We start from the raw sequence: 14984 nt of genomic DNA on the forward strand, positions 1-14984 counted from the left end.
ATCGCCCTCCCCTTCGCCTTTACACGGAGAGAGCCAGTGGAAATGATATAATGGCTAAAAGTTATTAGAAGTAAAGCGCATGAACATTACTCTAAAACCTGACCATAATAAATTTATTGAAGCCCAAGTCAAAAGTGGCAAATATTCTTCGGTGGATGAGGTAATTGCTGCGGCGTTGGAACTACTCGCAGACAGAAGCGATCGGCAACAGAGCGATCTTTATCAAGAATGGGTCGATGAAACTCGTCCAAAAGTATCGGCAGGACTAGCTCAGCTTGAACGCGGCGAAGGAATTGATGGGGAGATAGTTATAGCTAGATTGCGGGAAAAATTTCGCAAAATGCGGGAAAATCAACAATGAGCCGCTACATTATTTCCCCTGAAGCCAGTCGCGATCTCAATGAAATTACCGATTACTTTACAACTAGGAATGTAGAAGCAGGTGAACAATTTGTTGAAGACTTTGATAAAAAGTGTCGTAATTTAGTTAAGTTCCCCAATATAGGGCGCAGTTACGAGGAACTAGCTCCTTCTGTGCGGGGAATTCCTATCAGGGGTTACATAATTCTTTATCGGGCGCTGGACAACTTAATTGAAATTGTTCGGATCGTGAGGGGAGAACGGGATTTACCTTCTCTATTTTCTGATGAGGACGAGTGAAATTGCTGGTATATTGCCTCAATAGCGGTTGTAATGTATCTCCTGCTGTGCGGCAGGAAATTGAGGAGACATTGCTGTTGCCGATCGCAAATCTGCAAAAAACCGATCGCAAGTGCGATCGCGTGTTCTAATTCAACTAGCTACCTACTCGGATATTAAGATGCGATCGCCCCACAATTCGGCATTCAAAGCCAGGAAAGCGTCCCAGGATATATCCACCTTGAAAAACTGGGAAAAACGGCAAAAGCCCCCTTTTTTAGGGAGCTTAGCAACTTCAGTTATGCTCAAAACAGAAATCCTACTGCGCCTTTGGCAATGACTTTTGAGGGGTTGTTACACCAACTTTGGGAATATCCATTATCGGTGCATTTACCCCAAGCATCAAATCGTTGGGATTAACAATCTCCACCAGAGGCTCGTTCAAAGCCACCATCAAACCGTCAGATTCAGCAGGAACGGGCGATCGAGCAAACTGGGGAGCAAACAATTGGCGGCCGCCACCGACACCCGACACCACCGCAATCAACAAAGCTGCGATCGCACCTCCGCCCAAAATCCAAGCCCGTTTCGGCTTGCGTTCCACCCGCTGCAAAACCTTCGCCGCCAACTCCTGTGCAGATTGTTCCGGAGCTGGCACCGGCATTGACTGAAAACCCCGCTGCATCATCAGAAGTCGGGTGTACAAACCCTTCGTCACAGGGTCATTTGTCAGCCAGTCCTCCACTTGCCGGCGTTCTGCCGCCGTCACTTCGCCGTCGAGGTAGGCACTCAGCAATTCAAAGCGATCGCGCATCATAGTAGTTACATTGCCCTGGGCATAATTCTTGTTAGCTTGAGTTTCAGTGAGTGAATCCCCGAGAGCTTGCTGATTCTGATTTTTATCCGATTCAAAGTTATAATTCATATTTCACATCACTTGCTCAAATTGGCGAAGCACACGATCGCTATTAGGATAATTTACTGCTTATTTATATTTTAAAAGAGAAGTTTTGATGTCACAGCAAAATTCACCAAATCTTCTTCACCCGCGTCAAAAATCACTCTTGCTAATTACCATCGAGATATTTTTGCAATTGCAACTGCAACCTTTGGCGAGCTCTAGCAATTCTCGACTTGACAGTTCCCAGAGAAACTCCGGTCATTTCCGCTATTTCCTCATAGGCTAAACCTTCTATTTCTCTCAAAACAATTGTTGTGCGGAATACCGACGGCAAATCTGCGATCGCCACCCGCAACTGGTCGTAAAATTCTCTCGTCGTCAAATCTTCATCAGGCCCCGGACTGTCGGCCGGAATTTCCCAATCAACCTCGCCATCTTCGAGAGTTCGGGGTACGTCCAGCGACAGCGGAGTTCGCACCCGTTTGCGCTTCCGCAACTCATCGTAAAACAAATTAGTGGCGATGCGGCTCAGCCAGCCCCGAAATTTAACAGGCTCTTGCAAGCGGTTAATATTGCGGTAGACTCGAATCCAGACTTCCTGAGCCAAGTCTGCTCGGTCCTGCCAGTCAGGGGCCAAGTGATAGAGAACCCTGTCTACGTGGGACTGATACCGCTTCAACAGTTCTGAAAAGGCAGTGCTCTCAGGTCGATTTCCTTCCTGACAACGCAACACCAAGTCATAATTAGAGAGTTTTTCGGCTGGCAATTGCACTCTTTGAACGGTCGCCACAACCGCAGACCAGGACACGGAAATAAAGTCGCTCATCGGTGGAATTGGCTCATCGAACATTCCACATTTTTTGACGTTACCCGATCGTAACAAGTTCCCCTCTTCAATCTAAACTCTAAAATCTAAAATCTAAAATCGATTGACTAATGCCCAAAAACTTCACACGCTCCAATACTAACCCAACTACTAGAACCGTCGGCCCAATGTTCCTTTTTCCAAATCGGTACATTGTGTTTGAGCGTATCTATCGCGTACTGGCAAGCTGCAAAGGCCTCCCCCCGGTGGGGACAGCCAACAGCCACCAGTACGCTGATTTCCCCCACCTGCAAGTGTCCGACGCGGTGGTGAATGGCAACCCGATTCACATCGGCCCACTGGCGGCGGATTTCAGTAGCGATTTGCTGGAATACCCGCACTGCCATCGGTTCGTAGGCTTGATATTCTAGTGAAACTACAGCTTGACCGTCAGTTTGGTTGCGGACTGTACCGCTCATCATTACCACGGCTCCGTTCGCGGGGTCATCTGCCAAAGCGTATATTTCCTCTACAGACAAAGGCGCTAAGGTAATGGCGAAGCTGTCTGATTCATGGCATTGAGGAATTGTGCCGATCGAAAGTGCAGCGCTAGAGTTCATTGCCAAAAAAGTCGTGCTCGATAAGTTAATTGATCTTGACACAAATCAAGTCGCGATGGATTTGTCTTGCATCCTTGTCAGGGACACAGGGAAGCCAATCTCCAGCCAAATCTCGTAGCACGGGGGAGGATCCGAGGCCATCACCCCGAACTTTTGCACCAGTGCGATCGGCTACAATGTAACTCGCCCGAACCAAACTAATACCCTGCTTGAAGACGAGTAGGATGCTTGTTCGATCGAATTAACTGCCGATATTGCTGTAGCAATTCAATAAATAAGCACCAAAATAAGTAGTGTCATTCGCAACTCAGTACAAGCAATTCCCAACCCCAATCCATAACTTCGTTCCCTTTTTAAGGACACAGTTAAGTTTAATTCTCCCCTCCTACTTATCCGCCTCGCGCAAATCTTTAGCAGCAGATGTAAACTTTATTTATTTTTTTGTTCCGGAAAGCTACTTAGATGACATGATATACCTGTGCAGGATTCAGGAAAATTAGCGACTACTGGGCACAACAAGACCGTAACGCCCTCTTGTGCCTTTTCTGAAACATAAGTTAATAGTTTGGGCTGTTAATTGAGGTTTCGACCTGAGTCTGCACCAACAAATGTTAACAACAATCACGAGGAAACTATGGAAGCACTAGCATTGAGCCACTCTTTTGTTGCTTATGAATCTCCAGAGTCCGAACTTCAAGTCAAGTCCTTAGACGAGCTGGGCTTGAAAATTCCTAATTCTGCATGGGTAGGCGTTGCAGGTATGGCAGTAGCTCTATCTGTTCTGGGTACCCCCGGTGAAGCACAGGCAAGTTGCGGGTATCGCCACTGCGGCAATCGCAGCCATCACAGCTACGCCGAAGTTGCAACCAACGGCGGCCGACTGAATATCCGCCACCGCCCCGATGGCTGTTCTCATGTCATCGGCAAGTTATATCCTGGAGACAATGTGAAATTGACCGGTCGTTACAAACATGGCTGGGCCGAACTTGCAGGCGGCGGCTGGGTATCTGCGTCGTGGCTCTCCTAACTCTTAACTAGAGCAATTTACATTTCTAGAAAGAGTTTTAATCGTTACCCGGTCTGCCCGGGTAACGATTATCTTAAATATGCGATCGATACCTGAAAATAATCGAATATCCGAAATTCATGACTAACCGCTAACAACCTAAACTTTACCGCCGCCGATTAGATAAAGTAATGCCATCCGCACCGCCACGCCGCTGGTAACTTGCTGAGAAATCAGGCTAAACTGGGCATCATCCATCAAATCCGAACTAATTTCCACGCCGCGGTTAACCGGGCCCGGGTGCAACACCTTCACCTCCGGCTTGCAGAGTTTGAGCCGATCGCGCGTAATCCCGTACAAAGAATGGTACTCTCGTAAACTCGGCAGCAAATGGTCGCTCATCCGTTCCTTTTGCAGCCGCAAAGTCATCACAAAATCAGCATCAGCCAAAGCAGGTTCAAGCTGCCAGTGCAAAAATAATTTGCCTTCCCTACCCTCCCCACACTCAGCAAACAACAGCGGTAGCAAAGTCGGCGGCCCGGCCAAATGAACCTCTGCCCCAGAAGCCGTTAAACTCCATATATTAGACCTAGCCACCCGCGAATGTAAGATATCCCCCACCACAGCAATTTTTTTACCCGCTAAAAGTTCCAGCCGCGGACGTTCGGTATCTAACAGACAACAAATAGTAAATAAGTCTAGCAAACCTTGCGATGGGTGTTCGTGCTGGCCGTCTCCAGCATTCAGAACGCTGACTCTCGAACCCAAGCGATCCATTTCCGAAGCAATCGTGCTGGGAACTCCAGCTTGTTCGTGCCTGATTACCATCAAATCCGTTCCCATCGCCAGATAAGTCTTAGCCGTATCCAGAATAGTCTCCCCCTTCGTCAGAGAAGAACTTCCCGGGGTAAAATTTAGCGTATCCGCTGACAGCCGTTTCGCCGCCAACTCAAAACTATTGCGCGTCCGGGTAGAAGGTTCAAAAAACAAATTCGCGACCACTTGACCCTGCAGGGCCGGCACTTTCTTCGTGCGGCGGCCGAGCACCTCCCGAAAACTGGCTGCTGTTTGCAGCACCGTATCGTATTCGTCCGAGGTAAAATCAGCCAGAGTGAGAATGTGTCGCCTTGTCCAAGTCATACAATTTTAGATATTAGATTTTAGATTTTAGATTGACTCAATCAGGACGGACGATGGGTTTGGAACTTGCTTGTACGCCCGCTCTGCTGTCGCCTTTGAATGTTCGATCGACATTTAGGGATGGCGATCAACAGTATCCAACAATTTTCGATCGCTTTTGCGGTCAGTAGAGTTATAATCAGCTTATGTAGCTATGACCCACTCTCACAGCGAACCCAGCGTCGAAGGTGAAACAGGTGCGGTTTACCCGCAGGAAAGCGGAAATTAGGCTGTAGCAGCGAAAAAGCATTAGTTGCAGTTTCTCGCACGCAAACTCAGCCTTGTCAAAAACAAGCCTTCGGCAGCCCTTGCATCTGCCACTATGTGGAAACATTCGAGGAGGCAAACCTCCCACTGCCGATCGACAGCATATAGCGGGACATTTTAAAGATGATTAATTCTTTGAAGTCGGTCTTGACTCTTCAGTCCTGCTTATAGGCCCTTGTCAAAACGAACTATGTTAAGATACAAGTTGAATATGTAGCTTCCCGACAAAAATCTACACGTATCTTGGCGAGACTGTTCTTGGCGAAACTGCGGTAAAAAGTGTGAGCTGGGAAGTGGTAATAACACAAGATTTAAACAATTCAAGAGGTATTATGAGCCAGCAGGTTATACAGCCGATGGTTAAGTTCCAGCGTCAGGTGCATTCTCTCGTCACGTCTGACATTATCAAGCCGACAGACAGCATTTGGAAAATTGCTCTGCTTTACGGCGACGAATGGCCGTACTGGAAACAGCAATTGCTAGAGTTTGATTTTTCTATGCAAGACCCCGTGAGCGAGTTGATAGCTGTAGAAGCTTGGGACGAGGAATAACAGAGGAGACGGAGGACTGGGGTGTCGGAGAGAAATTCCGAGGCGATTGGGTAAATTTTCTTTCATAAATTTCCGTTGCTAGCTTCTTCCCTCTTCCCTCTTCCTAATGGCTTCTGACTTTTGACTTCTGACTTCTGACTTCTGACTTCTATTAAAGGGAAGCGGCTAAAGCTCGAGCTAATTGTTGAGCAGTTTGAAAGCGATCCCCAGGCTTAGTTGCCGTGGTTCGCAAAATGGTTTCTCGCAGCTTGGGGGCGATCGTCGGAATATTTTCGAGCTTAAACCCGTAACCTCCAGCTATTTTCCCGTAAAAGTTTTGAGGGCTTTGGGCCGTTAGCAAAAAAATCAAAGTAGGCCCAATAGCATATAAATCCGACTGAGGTAGAGGCTGTCCCCGGTCTTGTTCTGGTGCGGTGTAGCCTTCAACGCCGATGCGAGTGCCCGGAGGAGTGCCGATTTCTTTAACGGCGCCAAAATCCAGCAGTGTAATGCAATTGTCGCGGTGGCGCACCAGCAAATTAGCAGGTTTAATATCCCGGTGGACGATCGGGGGTTTTTGAGAGTGAATGTAGTCCAAAACTTCACAGGTTTGGATCATCCACTCTATTGCTTGTTGGGGAGCAACAGGCCCGCGGTTGTAGATGCGTTTTTCTAAATCCTCGCCGTGGAGCATTTCCATCACCAAGTATTTTTTGCCCCCTTCCACAAAAAAGTCAAAAAACTGAGGAATTCCGGGATGGTGGAGGGCCTTGAGAGTTTTAGCTTCACGTTCAAACAGTTCTTGAGCTTTGGCGATTTGAGCCATATCAGCATTCATTTCCTTGAGGACTACCAGAGAAGCTGCGGGGGAACTTCCGGGTTGTTGAGCTTTCGCTTTATCTCGATCCCAAGCTAAAGTCGTTGTCCCCATACCGCCTTGGCCCAAAGTTCTCAACACTTGGTAGTGGCGTACGGTGCGATCGACTTTAATCGGTTCGCCGCAGTGGATGCAGAATAAATTCCCCGGCGGGTTTCCCGCATGGGTACACCTCGGGGCGGCGAAATTGACGGTGGGGTTCGCCTCAATTTTGCCGCCGAGTTCAATCGTAATAACTTGGAAATGCAGAATTGGGCCGCCCCGCGCCAACTGGATCAGAGCACCGTCGGATATCCAACCCTGAGACATGAGAATACCGTTAACCAAAGTGCCATTTGTCCCGGAATTGACTAAGTACCACTGACTGGAATTCACGCTATTAACTCTTTGGAGTTCCAGATGCTGCCGCGACACTAGAGCATTGGGGATCACAACGTGATTTTCAGGAGAGCGGCCGATGCGAATAATGGATTCGCTCTCGAAACTCCACTGTTGCAGAGGGGTATGTTTGTCTGGATCTAAAAGAGTCAGCAGCATTTTCGATTGATGTGGTTGAACTCCCTGATTTGGCAGTGAGATTTGGTGGGAATTTACAGATTTAGGGCGTAGGGCTTTGAAAAATTAGAAATTAAAAATTACTTATGAGCTGCACAGGTTAGTTTCACGAAAACTTTATAATATCCTGATTATGATTACAGATTCCATAAACAATTAAGTTATAAATAGTTTTTTGGGAATAATTATCCGTAAAATTTTTGAGGGGTCGATGCCTCCTCAAAACATACTCGATCGATTTAACACTTGAAACTACAAGAAGTAGGTAAACAATCGCTAAACTTTTAGGTAAATTTGCTGTAGCAGCAGGTTGTGATTTACGTCCCACATCTCTATGTAGGGCGGGCAATTCCCGCCTAGGCTACATTGCCCCGAGAGCGATCGGGTATAAAAGAGATTTTGCATCCGCCCCCCTGCTGCCTCACTTCATTTTAGTTTATTTTTTGTTGATTAGACTAACTCTTTCTGTAGGTAAAAGCTCTTTCACCTAGGATGAATCCACTCACTATCAAGCCAGTTTTTCCCCCAGATTCCCAGAACAGACTCTCTCAATTAAAGCTACTGATAAATGGTGTGCCCTCAACAGCTTTTCTGCAATCGTATGGGGGCTGCAATCAGTTTGTGAGCAATCAAACAGAAGCTGTTTCAACACCGGATTCCTAATAGTAGAGCGAGCAGTAAAGCCTTGTCCGGAAACAGCCGAAGCTGTATCCTTTCTTTGCAACAATTGCAGGTTTAACTCAGGCGGTCGCGAGGGAAAGGCGACGCCGTTGAAAAAGTTGGCAGCATCGAAAGTCTAAAATCGAAATGCGCCTACCTGCGCCCGAATGATAATTGCCGTGATATTGTCGTGACCGTTGCGTTTGTTGCCCAGTTCAATCAACTCGGCAACTCCCTGGTCGAGATCGGCTTCGGGATTGAAGAGGGGTTCGAGAGTGTTCTGCCAGTGAGTTTCCAACAAATCATTATCTGTCAGGCCGTCGGAAGCCAAAATTAATAAGGTATCTTCGCACAAGTCTAAAAACTGCACCTCTGGCTTGAGAAAATTACTGTCTCGCGGGCCGATGGCTTGAGTTAGTTGATAGGCGTCGGGACGGGCATAAGCAGTTTCCGGGTCAACCCCGCGCTTAATTTCGCGCTGCCCTACTTCGTGGTCTGAGGTGATTTTTTCTAGGGTCTGTCCCTTTCTCAGTCGGTAGAGGCGACTGTCGCCGACGTGGGCAACGGCGAATTGGGTGTCTTGAACTAAGACTGCGACTAGAGTTGTACCCATGCGGGCGCTGCCGGAGCGTCCGTCCTTTTGATTGATTTCAAAGATGGCTTTGTTGGCTAGCAGCACTCCCTCGCGAATGGTGTCTGCCGGAGGAAGTTGATTTTCCCAAGTGCTTTGAAAGAATTCTCTGAGGGTTTCAGCGGCTAGTTGACTCGCTACTTCTCCGCTGTCGTGTCCGCCCATGCCGTCGCAGAGAATGTAAAGCCCTTTGGTTTGAAAGATGCGACCGAAGGAGCTTTCGAGTTTGTTGAGCTGAGTCCAGATGCTGAAGAAGTCTTCGTTGTGGTCGCGCGTGCGGCCAACATCGGTGAGGCCTGCGTCTTCTAAGCTGTAAATCTGGAGTGGCATGGGCTGGGTTAAGACCTCGCCAACGTCGGGGGGGGACTCGTCGAGGCTGCGGTAATGCCTGCGCGTCGGGGTTGAGCTTGGTGAAGGTGCGGATTGGAGTTCGAGGGGAACAGTTTCTAGGCGCGATCGCAATTCTTCGATTGTGTTAATCTCGCCTCTGTACATTTGTTGCAGCAGTTCGAGCAATGCGCCAAACTGAGTGCGATCGGACTGGCTAAATATTACCTGCCACAGTTGCCCCAAATCTACCAGTTGCAGGTTTGATCCAGCGGGTTCGGGATAGAGGTATTGCAGCCGCAAAGAAGTCAAGGAAAAGGAAGAGTCGGGGTTGACTCGCAAATTTGTCAGTTCCAACAAGCTTTGCCGACAGCGCCAGGGTTCTAGGGCAGCCCACAGTTCTGTCATTTCGTGCAGCCAGTATAAAATTTGCTGGGTGGAAGTTTCGGGTTGATTCCACCGTTCTACCAGCAGTGGCCATTGAGAGCAGTCTTCTAGCAGCAGCACTGCCTGTTCGTTGTCTGACCAGCTATCCTGAATGACTGGCAGGTTTTGAGAGAATTGCCACCGGAGTGCCAGATAAGGTTCAGCTATGCCTTGGCAAAGCTCTGCTAAGGCGGTATTTGTCGAATTTTCTCCGCGTTTGATTGCTGCGGTGTAGGGGGAGGTTCGTCTGGCGACGCTGGCAGAGTTGGCTGCTAGCATGGCTTTGAGGGGTGACATTTCCAGCGGCTGACAGTCCAATACTGTTACTGCTACTGTGTCTGAGAGTTTTCTCGGCGGCACGGTTTCTAGGAGTTGGTAGCGCTGCTGGGTGTCTAAATAAGCTCCTGCTTGCTGGGAAGGGATTAAATATTCTGAATTGGGGGCGGGGAATTCTGGAGATTGGGGAGAGATGTCAGCTATGTTTGGGCTGTCGGGGTTCTCTGTTGCTTCGTTGATTTGTTTAGGCTGTGGTGCTGTTGTAAAATGGTGTTCAGATGGGGTTATTTCGCGCTCTGGTGCTGTAGTAGAGCTTTTTTCTGTTGTTTGAAAGGATGCTGGTGCGATCGCCCCCACGGCTACCACAGAGTCCATTTCTGGGCTGCTGAATTCGCCGTCGCTTGACTGTGGAGAAGTTGGTTCGACTGCTGTTCGGGGTTCGGCTGGGGTGGTTATGTCTGTTTTAATCGCGTCTGTGATTGGTTCAGGAGAGTTTTGGGGCGATGCGATTTCTGGAACCATCTCTGGTTTTTGCGGAAACTCGGCTGGGGGTAGGGTTGACTCGTCTGGCTCGACTGCTGGAAAATTCGATCGACCGCAGATAATGGCCCGCCACACTTGACCTGTTGTGACGCCGCAATTCTGACATTGTTTGGCGCTAAAAGCGACTTGGGCACCGCATTCATGGCAAGGTTTGTAAATTAGGGAAGTTCCGCATTGTTGACAAAACTTGTTTGGAGCGGGATTTTCAAATTGGCAGCGGGGACAGAGGAGCATAGGGGTTTTAAATTGGAGATTGGCTATAGAGTTTGGCGGTGGGGAGTTTTAGGTTTTGGCCTGTGAGTTAGGAGTTATGAGTTTTGGGCCTGACTCGCAACGGATAACTCTCATTGCCCTATGCCTTATTTTATCGGGATGAATTGAGAACTAAGATATTTCTTAGAACTGAGATGTTGCATCCGTGTCAGGAATAGACCCAAAAGCCATATCCACAAAAACCTGTCTCGCTTCACAGGCCAAAAAGCCCGCCCCACCGGTGGCAAGAGCGTGCGGGCCCCACAATAAAAGTTATCTCATGAGTGGAACTGGCATCCTGCCTATGCTTAACAATGGTGGCAGATATCAGTTAAAACTCATAGGTTTTACCATTCTCTATAATTTTTTCAGGGCGGGCTCGCGTGCCCACCCCACAAGAAAATTCATCTGTTGTGGAACAGGCCGTCGGGCCTGTTCTCAAGAATGGTGCTAGATATCAGTTAGAAGGGATTTGCTGTAGAATCTTCTTGGAAAACGGTCTCTCGGGCGATCGATTGAATGGTGGATAGGGGTACTTCACAGAAATATTTCCGCCGGAATTGTTCTTCGGAGACTGCTGCTAGGAATTGCGCTGCAAAACGGGCGGCGATGGAGGAATTTGGCACGGAGAATTGGATGGATTGGCTATCTAATAACGGTTGGGGGATTTGATCGGGCACGTCTTCTTGCTGTGCGGTTTCGGATTGTCTCGTGATGTGGAAAGCTCGATCGCGATAATTGATTTGGAAACCGAGATATGTTAGGGTTTTGAACCCCAGTTGCAGCGATGTGTCGCTGATGCCGAGTTTTTGGCGGAGCTGTTGTCTGGTGACGGGTTTTTTGGTGCGGCTGAGGTATTTGGCGATGCCGATTAGCTGTTGGCAGATTTGCTGTGGGGGTACGAGTGGGGGTAATGTGTAGGCGATCGCGAGTTTTTTCTGAGTGTGCTGTGCTTGTCGAAACCAGATCCGCAGTTCGTCCCAGCTTGCGGGGCATTCTTTGAGGACGATCGAGTTTTCGCGATCGACCATTTCGGAATTGTAAACTAGATTGTCGATCGGCATTTTAGATTCTAAGTTTGTGCTACCACCTAATAACTCTTTCTCGTTATTTATATTGCGCCAGTCTACAATCCAATCTATTTGAGTCAGAGAATTTATTTGGTTGTCTTCCGTGCGTTCCCGCACTGCTACTAGGCGCACTTCATACCGCGATTTGTAAGTATTAAAATCGAGTTCGACGGTGACATCGCAGCGGCCTTGGGGAACTTCGTTTTGATTGTGTCCCCACCAAATGCCGGGAAATCCCGTATCGCTAGATTCATCCCTAATTGTAAATTCTGTTTTGATATATTCTATTTTTTGCCCTTTCAAATCCTTTATTTTTTGATTCCAGAGATTGTCAAACCAGCAGTTTTCAATCAGCAATTTTGCTGCGGGGTTGCCCATACCGCACGGTTCGAGCAATTTTAGTTCTTGAAATAAGTCCTTGCCTAATTCGGACACAGTAATTTTTAGGTCGGCTTGAACGGGGGCTGCTGTTAAACTATCGGTGCTGTATTGTTGTCGCAGTTGCTGATTTACCGCATCGGTAAATAGGGGAATATTTTCAACGGGGAGACTCAATCCGGCAGCGAAGGGATGACCGCCAAATCTGTGCAATAAATGCGCTTGGTCTTTGACTAATTGGTAAAGGTCGATTTGATTGGCGGAACGTGCGGAACCCCTGGCAATGTTGGATGGGGAAAGTGTTGGTGATTCTGAATCTAAGAAGGAGGTAAATTGCATTTCTGGAGAATTTTCATTAATTTTTTCGCTTCCTTCTGTGCTGAATAAAATCACGGGGCGACCGTATTCTTGGGCGATTTGTCCCGCTACTAATCCTAATACACCTACGGGCCATTGCGGGTCGCTGAGGACAATGACGCTAGTAGTTGAAAGGTCGAGTTTGGCTAATTTGGCGGCGGCATCTTTGGCAACATCTTTTTGTAAAGATTTGCGCCGGGAGTTGGCAATTTCGGTTAAATTTGCTAGTTCCTCGCAGCGTTTTTTGTCGCGGCTGGTGAGGAGTTCTACGCAGAAGCTGGCGTCGCCTTGAATGCGGCTGACGGCGTTGATTCGGGGGCCGAGGCCGAAGGAAATGTCGGTTGGGCGATCGCCCGATCGCTTGCACAGTTCGAGCAATTTTGCCACTCCCGGGCGGGTGGGATTTGCGAGTTGTTTTTGCAGTTGTTCGATTCCGAGTTGTGCTAGGTAGCGGCAGTCTCCTGTGAGTTGGACTAAATCGGCAATTAAGCCGATCGCTACTAATTCTAATAAATCTGTGAGCGGGCGCTGCGGAATATCCGGTAATGTGTGATATAATGCTTCAACTAATTTGTAAGCTACTCCAACTCCTGAAAGGTTAAATAGTTGGTGGTTTGGGGGAAAGTAGCGGGGATTGATAATGGCTGTAGCTGGCGGGCGATCTTCCGGTAATGTATGATGGTCGGTAATAATTGTATCGATGTTTAAGCTGGTGGCATATTCGATTTCGGCGATGTTTGTACTGCCGGTATCGCAGGTAATAATTAAGCTAATTCCAGATTTTGCTAAGGCGTCTATTCCCGGGATATTGAGTCCGTGAGATTCGGTTAAGCGGTTGGGAATGTAATAAATTAGTTGGTCATTTTGAGCAAAAAATTCTCCCAGTCCGTCCCAAAGTACGGAAGTTGAGGTAATGCCGTCGGCGTCGAAGTCTCCCCAAATTGCGACTTTTTCTGCGCTGTTTCGTGCTTGCTGGATTCTTTCTATCGCCCAGTTCATTTCTAGTCCGAATTCAAAGGGACTTGCTGGCTGGTAAAGTTGGGGATTTAAGAAACCGGGTATTTGTTCGGGGTTTTGAATTCCTCTATACCAGAGAAGTGCGGCGGCATAGTTTCCGGGGAGTTCTGGCGCATGGTTTCTGACAGCTTGGATCAGCCAAGCTGGGGGTTGGGGTAAGAGTTGATTTTGCCAGTGTTGAGGGGTTTCTGTCATTCGATTTTAGATTTTAGATTTTAGATTTTAGATTTTGACCACAGATGAATCTAGGGGCTTGTTTGTATGTTAAATAAAACTTAAGCGAGTTACTGGTTCCCTGGAAGAGCCTGGGAACTCATTTCCAGAGGAAGAGCCTCGCTTACGATGGGAAAATTGGAGGCATAACCTACCGTATCTGCGTTACCTGGCAGAGCCTAGTAACGAGTAAAAGTTGGGGGGTTTGTTTATATATTAAATAAATATTTCGTCTATTATAGCAAGATTTGGCAGCCAATCTGTGGGAGTTTCTGCGAGAAGATTTGGTGAGGGAGTTTTTGTGTCTGGTGTGCGGTTGCAGCGAGTGGCAAATTGACAGGAATCGCAAAGATTGGAACTAATTTCTACTTGGGGTAAGAATTCGCCGCCTTCGGTATACCGCTGTCGCCAGTCGGTTAGCTGCTGCAATAGGTGGGTTAAATCTTGTTTTGTGCGATCGTGTTCTGTTTGGTTGTAATCAAATGTGAGTTTTTGCGGCGGTTCTTCTCCTTGCAATTGTACGAACCAGTATGTCATGAAAACTTGTTCGGGGGAATAGTCGCTGGTTTCTACTAAGACGTATAAATAGAGGCGAGTTTGCCAACTTTCGGCTATCCATTTGGATTTTTGAGGGCGGGGATAGGTTTTCCAGTCGAGAATTTGCGCGGCGTTTGGTTCGGCTATTAGCAAGTCATAGATAACGGTGAATAGGTAGTCTTGGAAAATTAGGGTGCGGGGGTGTTCGGCTTGGCGGAAAATCTTGTCGCTATTTTCTGAATTGGCGAAAAGTTCGGGTGCGGTGTTGATAAATGCTGCCACACAGCGTCCCAGTTCGGGGTCTTGTTGGATGATAAATTCAATGGGAAGTCCGAGTTCTCGCTGCTGCATTAATAGGTGAAAGTGGCTTCCCCAGGCGAGTTTTTCTTTGTGTTCTGGGGAGGCGGTGGTGGCGAGTAGTTCGAGGTAGCTGTGTTGGAATTTGCGGGGGCATTCTTCGAGGATTTTGAGTTGGGTTTGGGATAGTCGGAGCATTTTTTTATGATTTGAGATTTTATATTTTTTATAATTGTAAGGGGTATAGATCTTTTTTTAACCGCAGATGTCTGCCGATGGACGGAGATAAACGCAGATAAATTAGGGCGCTCGCGTTTTTGGAGGAGAGTGCGATCGCCCTTTGCTTTCCCAAGTGCGATCGCTTATCCTTCACCAAGCACTTAAAAACTCGACTTGATTGTACATTTCCTCTGCGGATTTACTAGCTATAATTTTTAGCAAGCGACGCAATTGTTCCCCAACTGAATAATTCTGCTGTCCCAAGATTATCCCCATATGTTCTTCCCCTTGCGTGCTAAAATTAGTATGCAATCGATAAAAATCCCTAAGCTGTTGTGCATTTAAAACGCATATTGTATTATACAATATAACCATATTTATGAAAAGTCAATGCCTAGTAAA

At 47.6% G+C, this 14984-nt stretch carries 14 protein-coding genes; 6 read left to right on the top strand and 8 right to left on the bottom strand.

Translation table 11 applies throughout. The annotated features are described in order from the left end of the window. The first annotated feature begins 79 nt into the window (after positions 1 to 79). Genes QUA78_RS26100 through QUA78_RS26110 form a run of 3 tightly spaced genes read left to right on the top strand, consistent with a single transcriptional unit; the run spans position 80 to position 791 of the window. Entirely contained in the window at positions 80 to 361 is a 282-nt protein-coding gene (locus QUA78_RS26100; RefSeq protein WP_333303389.1) for a type II toxin-antitoxin system ParD family antitoxin, read from the top strand. Then, a complete protein-coding gene (locus QUA78_RS26105; protein WP_333303388.1) occupies positions 358 to 660 on the top strand; it encodes a type II toxin-antitoxin system RelE/ParE family toxin in 303 nt (100 codons plus the stop codon). The genes QUA78_RS26100 and QUA78_RS26105 overlap by 4 nt, the downstream gene beginning before the upstream one ends. After that, the gene (locus QUA78_RS26110; protein WP_333303387.1) at positions 657 to 791 is read left to right on the top strand and encodes an NACHT C-terminal helical domain 2-containing protein; all 135 of its coding nucleotides are present in this window, start codon (positions 657 to 659) and stop codon (positions 789 to 791) included. The genes QUA78_RS26105 and QUA78_RS26110 overlap by 4 nt, the downstream gene beginning before the upstream one ends. 167 nt (positions 792 to 958) lie before the next feature. On the opposite strand, the gene QUA78_RS26115 is transcribed toward QUA78_RS26110, so the two are convergent. The 3 genes from QUA78_RS26115 to QUA78_RS26125 all read right to left on the bottom strand — a co-directional run bounded on the left by QUA78_RS26115 (position 959) and on the right by QUA78_RS26125 (position 2965). Next, positions 959 to 1564 carry a zf-HC2 domain-containing protein gene (locus tag QUA78_RS26115; RefSeq protein WP_333303386.1) on the bottom strand — a complete coding sequence of 202 codons (606 nt, stop codon included), beginning with the start codon at positions 1562 to 1564 and terminating at the stop codon, positions 959 to 961. A gap of 142 nt (positions 1565 to 1706) precedes the next feature. Beyond that, positions 1707 to 2366 (bottom strand): sigma-70 family RNA polymerase sigma factor, encoded by a 660-nt coding sequence (locus QUA78_RS26120; protein ID WP_333303401.1) that lies wholly within the window; start codon positions 2364 to 2366, stop codon positions 1707 to 1709. Positions 2367 to 2473: 107 nt separating this feature from the next. Beyond that, the gene (locus QUA78_RS26125; RefSeq protein ID WP_333303385.1) at positions 2474 to 2965 is read right to left on the bottom strand and encodes a molybdenum cofactor biosynthesis protein MoaE; all 492 of its coding nucleotides are present in this window, start codon (positions 2963 to 2965) and stop codon (positions 2474 to 2476) included. A 634-nt stretch (positions 2966 to 3599) separates the two neighbouring features. Here QUA78_RS26125 and QUA78_RS26130 point away from each other — a divergent pair. Next, a complete protein-coding gene (locus QUA78_RS26130; protein ID WP_333303384.1) occupies positions 3600 to 3992 on the top strand; it encodes an SH3 domain-containing protein in 393 nt (130 codons plus the stop codon). Positions 3993 to 4130: 138 nt separating this feature from the next. On the opposite strand, the gene QUA78_RS26135 is transcribed toward QUA78_RS26130, so the two are convergent. Beyond that, a complete protein-coding gene (locus tag QUA78_RS26135) occupies positions 4131 to 5111 on the bottom strand; it encodes an aspartate carbamoyltransferase catalytic subunit (RefSeq protein ID WP_333303383.1) in 981 nt (326 codons plus the stop codon). 32 nt (positions 5112 to 5143) lie between these two features. On the opposite strand from QUA78_RS26135, the gene QUA78_RS26140 reads away from it, so the two are divergent. Next, positions 5144 to 5281, top strand: coding sequence for a hypothetical protein (locus tag QUA78_RS26140; protein WP_333399106.1), 138 nt, complete (start codon positions 5144 to 5146; stop codon positions 5279 to 5281). 468 nt (positions 5282 to 5749) lie between these two features. Continuing rightward, entirely contained in the window at positions 5750 to 5968 is a 219-nt protein-coding gene (locus QUA78_RS26145; protein WP_006631282.1) for a DUF4327 family protein, read from the top strand. 151 nt (positions 5969 to 6119) lie between these two features. Here QUA78_RS26145 and QUA78_RS26150 read toward each other — a convergent pair whose 3' ends face one another. The 4 genes from QUA78_RS26150 to QUA78_RS26165 form a co-directional block, all read right to left on the bottom strand. Further along, complete coding sequence (locus QUA78_RS26150; RefSeq protein WP_333303382.1) at positions 6120 to 7361, bottom strand: protein kinase domain-containing protein; 1242 nt, start codon at positions 7359 to 7361, stop codon at positions 6120 to 6122. Between the two features lie 814 nt (positions 7362 to 8175). After that, positions 8176 to 10476 carry a serine/threonine phosphatase gene (locus QUA78_RS26155; protein ID WP_333303381.1) on the bottom strand — a complete coding sequence of 767 codons (2301 nt, stop codon included), beginning with the start codon at positions 10474 to 10476 and terminating at the stop codon, positions 8176 to 8178. A gap of 479 nt (positions 10477 to 10955) precedes the next feature. Further along, positions 10956 to 13511, bottom strand: a complete 2556-nt coding sequence (locus QUA78_RS26160) for a DHH family phosphoesterase (protein ID WP_333303380.1) — start codon at positions 13509 to 13511, stop codon at positions 10956 to 10958. Between the two features lie 234 nt (positions 13512 to 13745). Continuing rightward, the gene (locus tag QUA78_RS26165) at positions 13746 to 14561 is read right to left on the bottom strand and encodes a PD-(D/E)XK nuclease family protein (RefSeq protein ID WP_333303379.1); all 816 of its coding nucleotides are present in this window, start codon (positions 14559 to 14561) and stop codon (positions 13746 to 13748) included. Between the last annotated feature and the right edge of the window lie 423 nt (positions 14562 to 14984).

It is taken from the genome of Microcoleus sp. K4-B3 (assembly GCF_036704615.1).
Classification (GTDB): domain Bacteria; phylum Cyanobacteriota; class Cyanobacteriia; order Cyanobacteriales; family Microcoleaceae; genus Microcoleus.

Coding starts and splice junctions, on each gene's coding strand:
- QUA78_RS26100 (WP_333303389.1), top strand. CDS start 80: ATGAACATTACTCTAAAACCTGACCATAATAAATTTATTGAAGCCCAA.
- QUA78_RS26105 (WP_333303388.1), top strand. CDS start 358: ATGAGCCGCTACATTATTTCCCCTGAAGCCAGTCGCGATCTCAATGAA.
- QUA78_RS26115 (WP_333303386.1), bottom strand. CDS start 1,564: ATGAATTATAACTTTGAATCGGATAAAAATCAGAATCAGCAAGCTCTC.
- QUA78_RS26120 (WP_333303401.1), bottom strand. CDS start 2,366: ATGAGCGACTTTATTTCCGTGTCCTGGTCTGCGGTTGTGGCGACCGTT.
- QUA78_RS26125 (WP_333303385.1), bottom strand. CDS start 2,965: ATGAACTCTAGCGCTGCACTTTCGATCGGCACAATTCCTCAATGCCAT.
- QUA78_RS26130 (WP_333303384.1), top strand. CDS start 3,600: ATGGAAGCACTAGCATTGAGCCACTCTTTTGTTGCTTATGAATCTCCA.
- QUA78_RS26135 (WP_333303383.1), bottom strand. CDS start 5,111: ATGACTTGGACAAGGCGACACATTCTCACTCTGGCTGATTTTACCTCG.
- QUA78_RS26145 (WP_006631282.1), top strand. CDS start 5,750: ATGAGCCAGCAGGTTATACAGCCGATGGTTAAGTTCCAGCGTCAGGTG.
- QUA78_RS26150 (WP_333303382.1), bottom strand. CDS start 7,361: ATGCTGCTGACTCTTTTAGATCCAGACAAACATACCCCTCTGCAACAG.
- QUA78_RS26155 (WP_333303381.1), bottom strand. CDS start 10,476: ATGCTCCTCTGTCCCCGCTGCCAATTTGAAAATCCCGCTCCAAACAAG.
- QUA78_RS26160 (WP_333303380.1), bottom strand. CDS start 13,511: ATGACAGAAACCCCTCAACACTGGCAAAATCAACTCTTACCCCAACCC.
- QUA78_RS26165 (WP_333303379.1), bottom strand. CDS start 14,561: ATGCTCCGACTATCCCAAACCCAACTCAAAATCCTCGAAGAATGCCCC.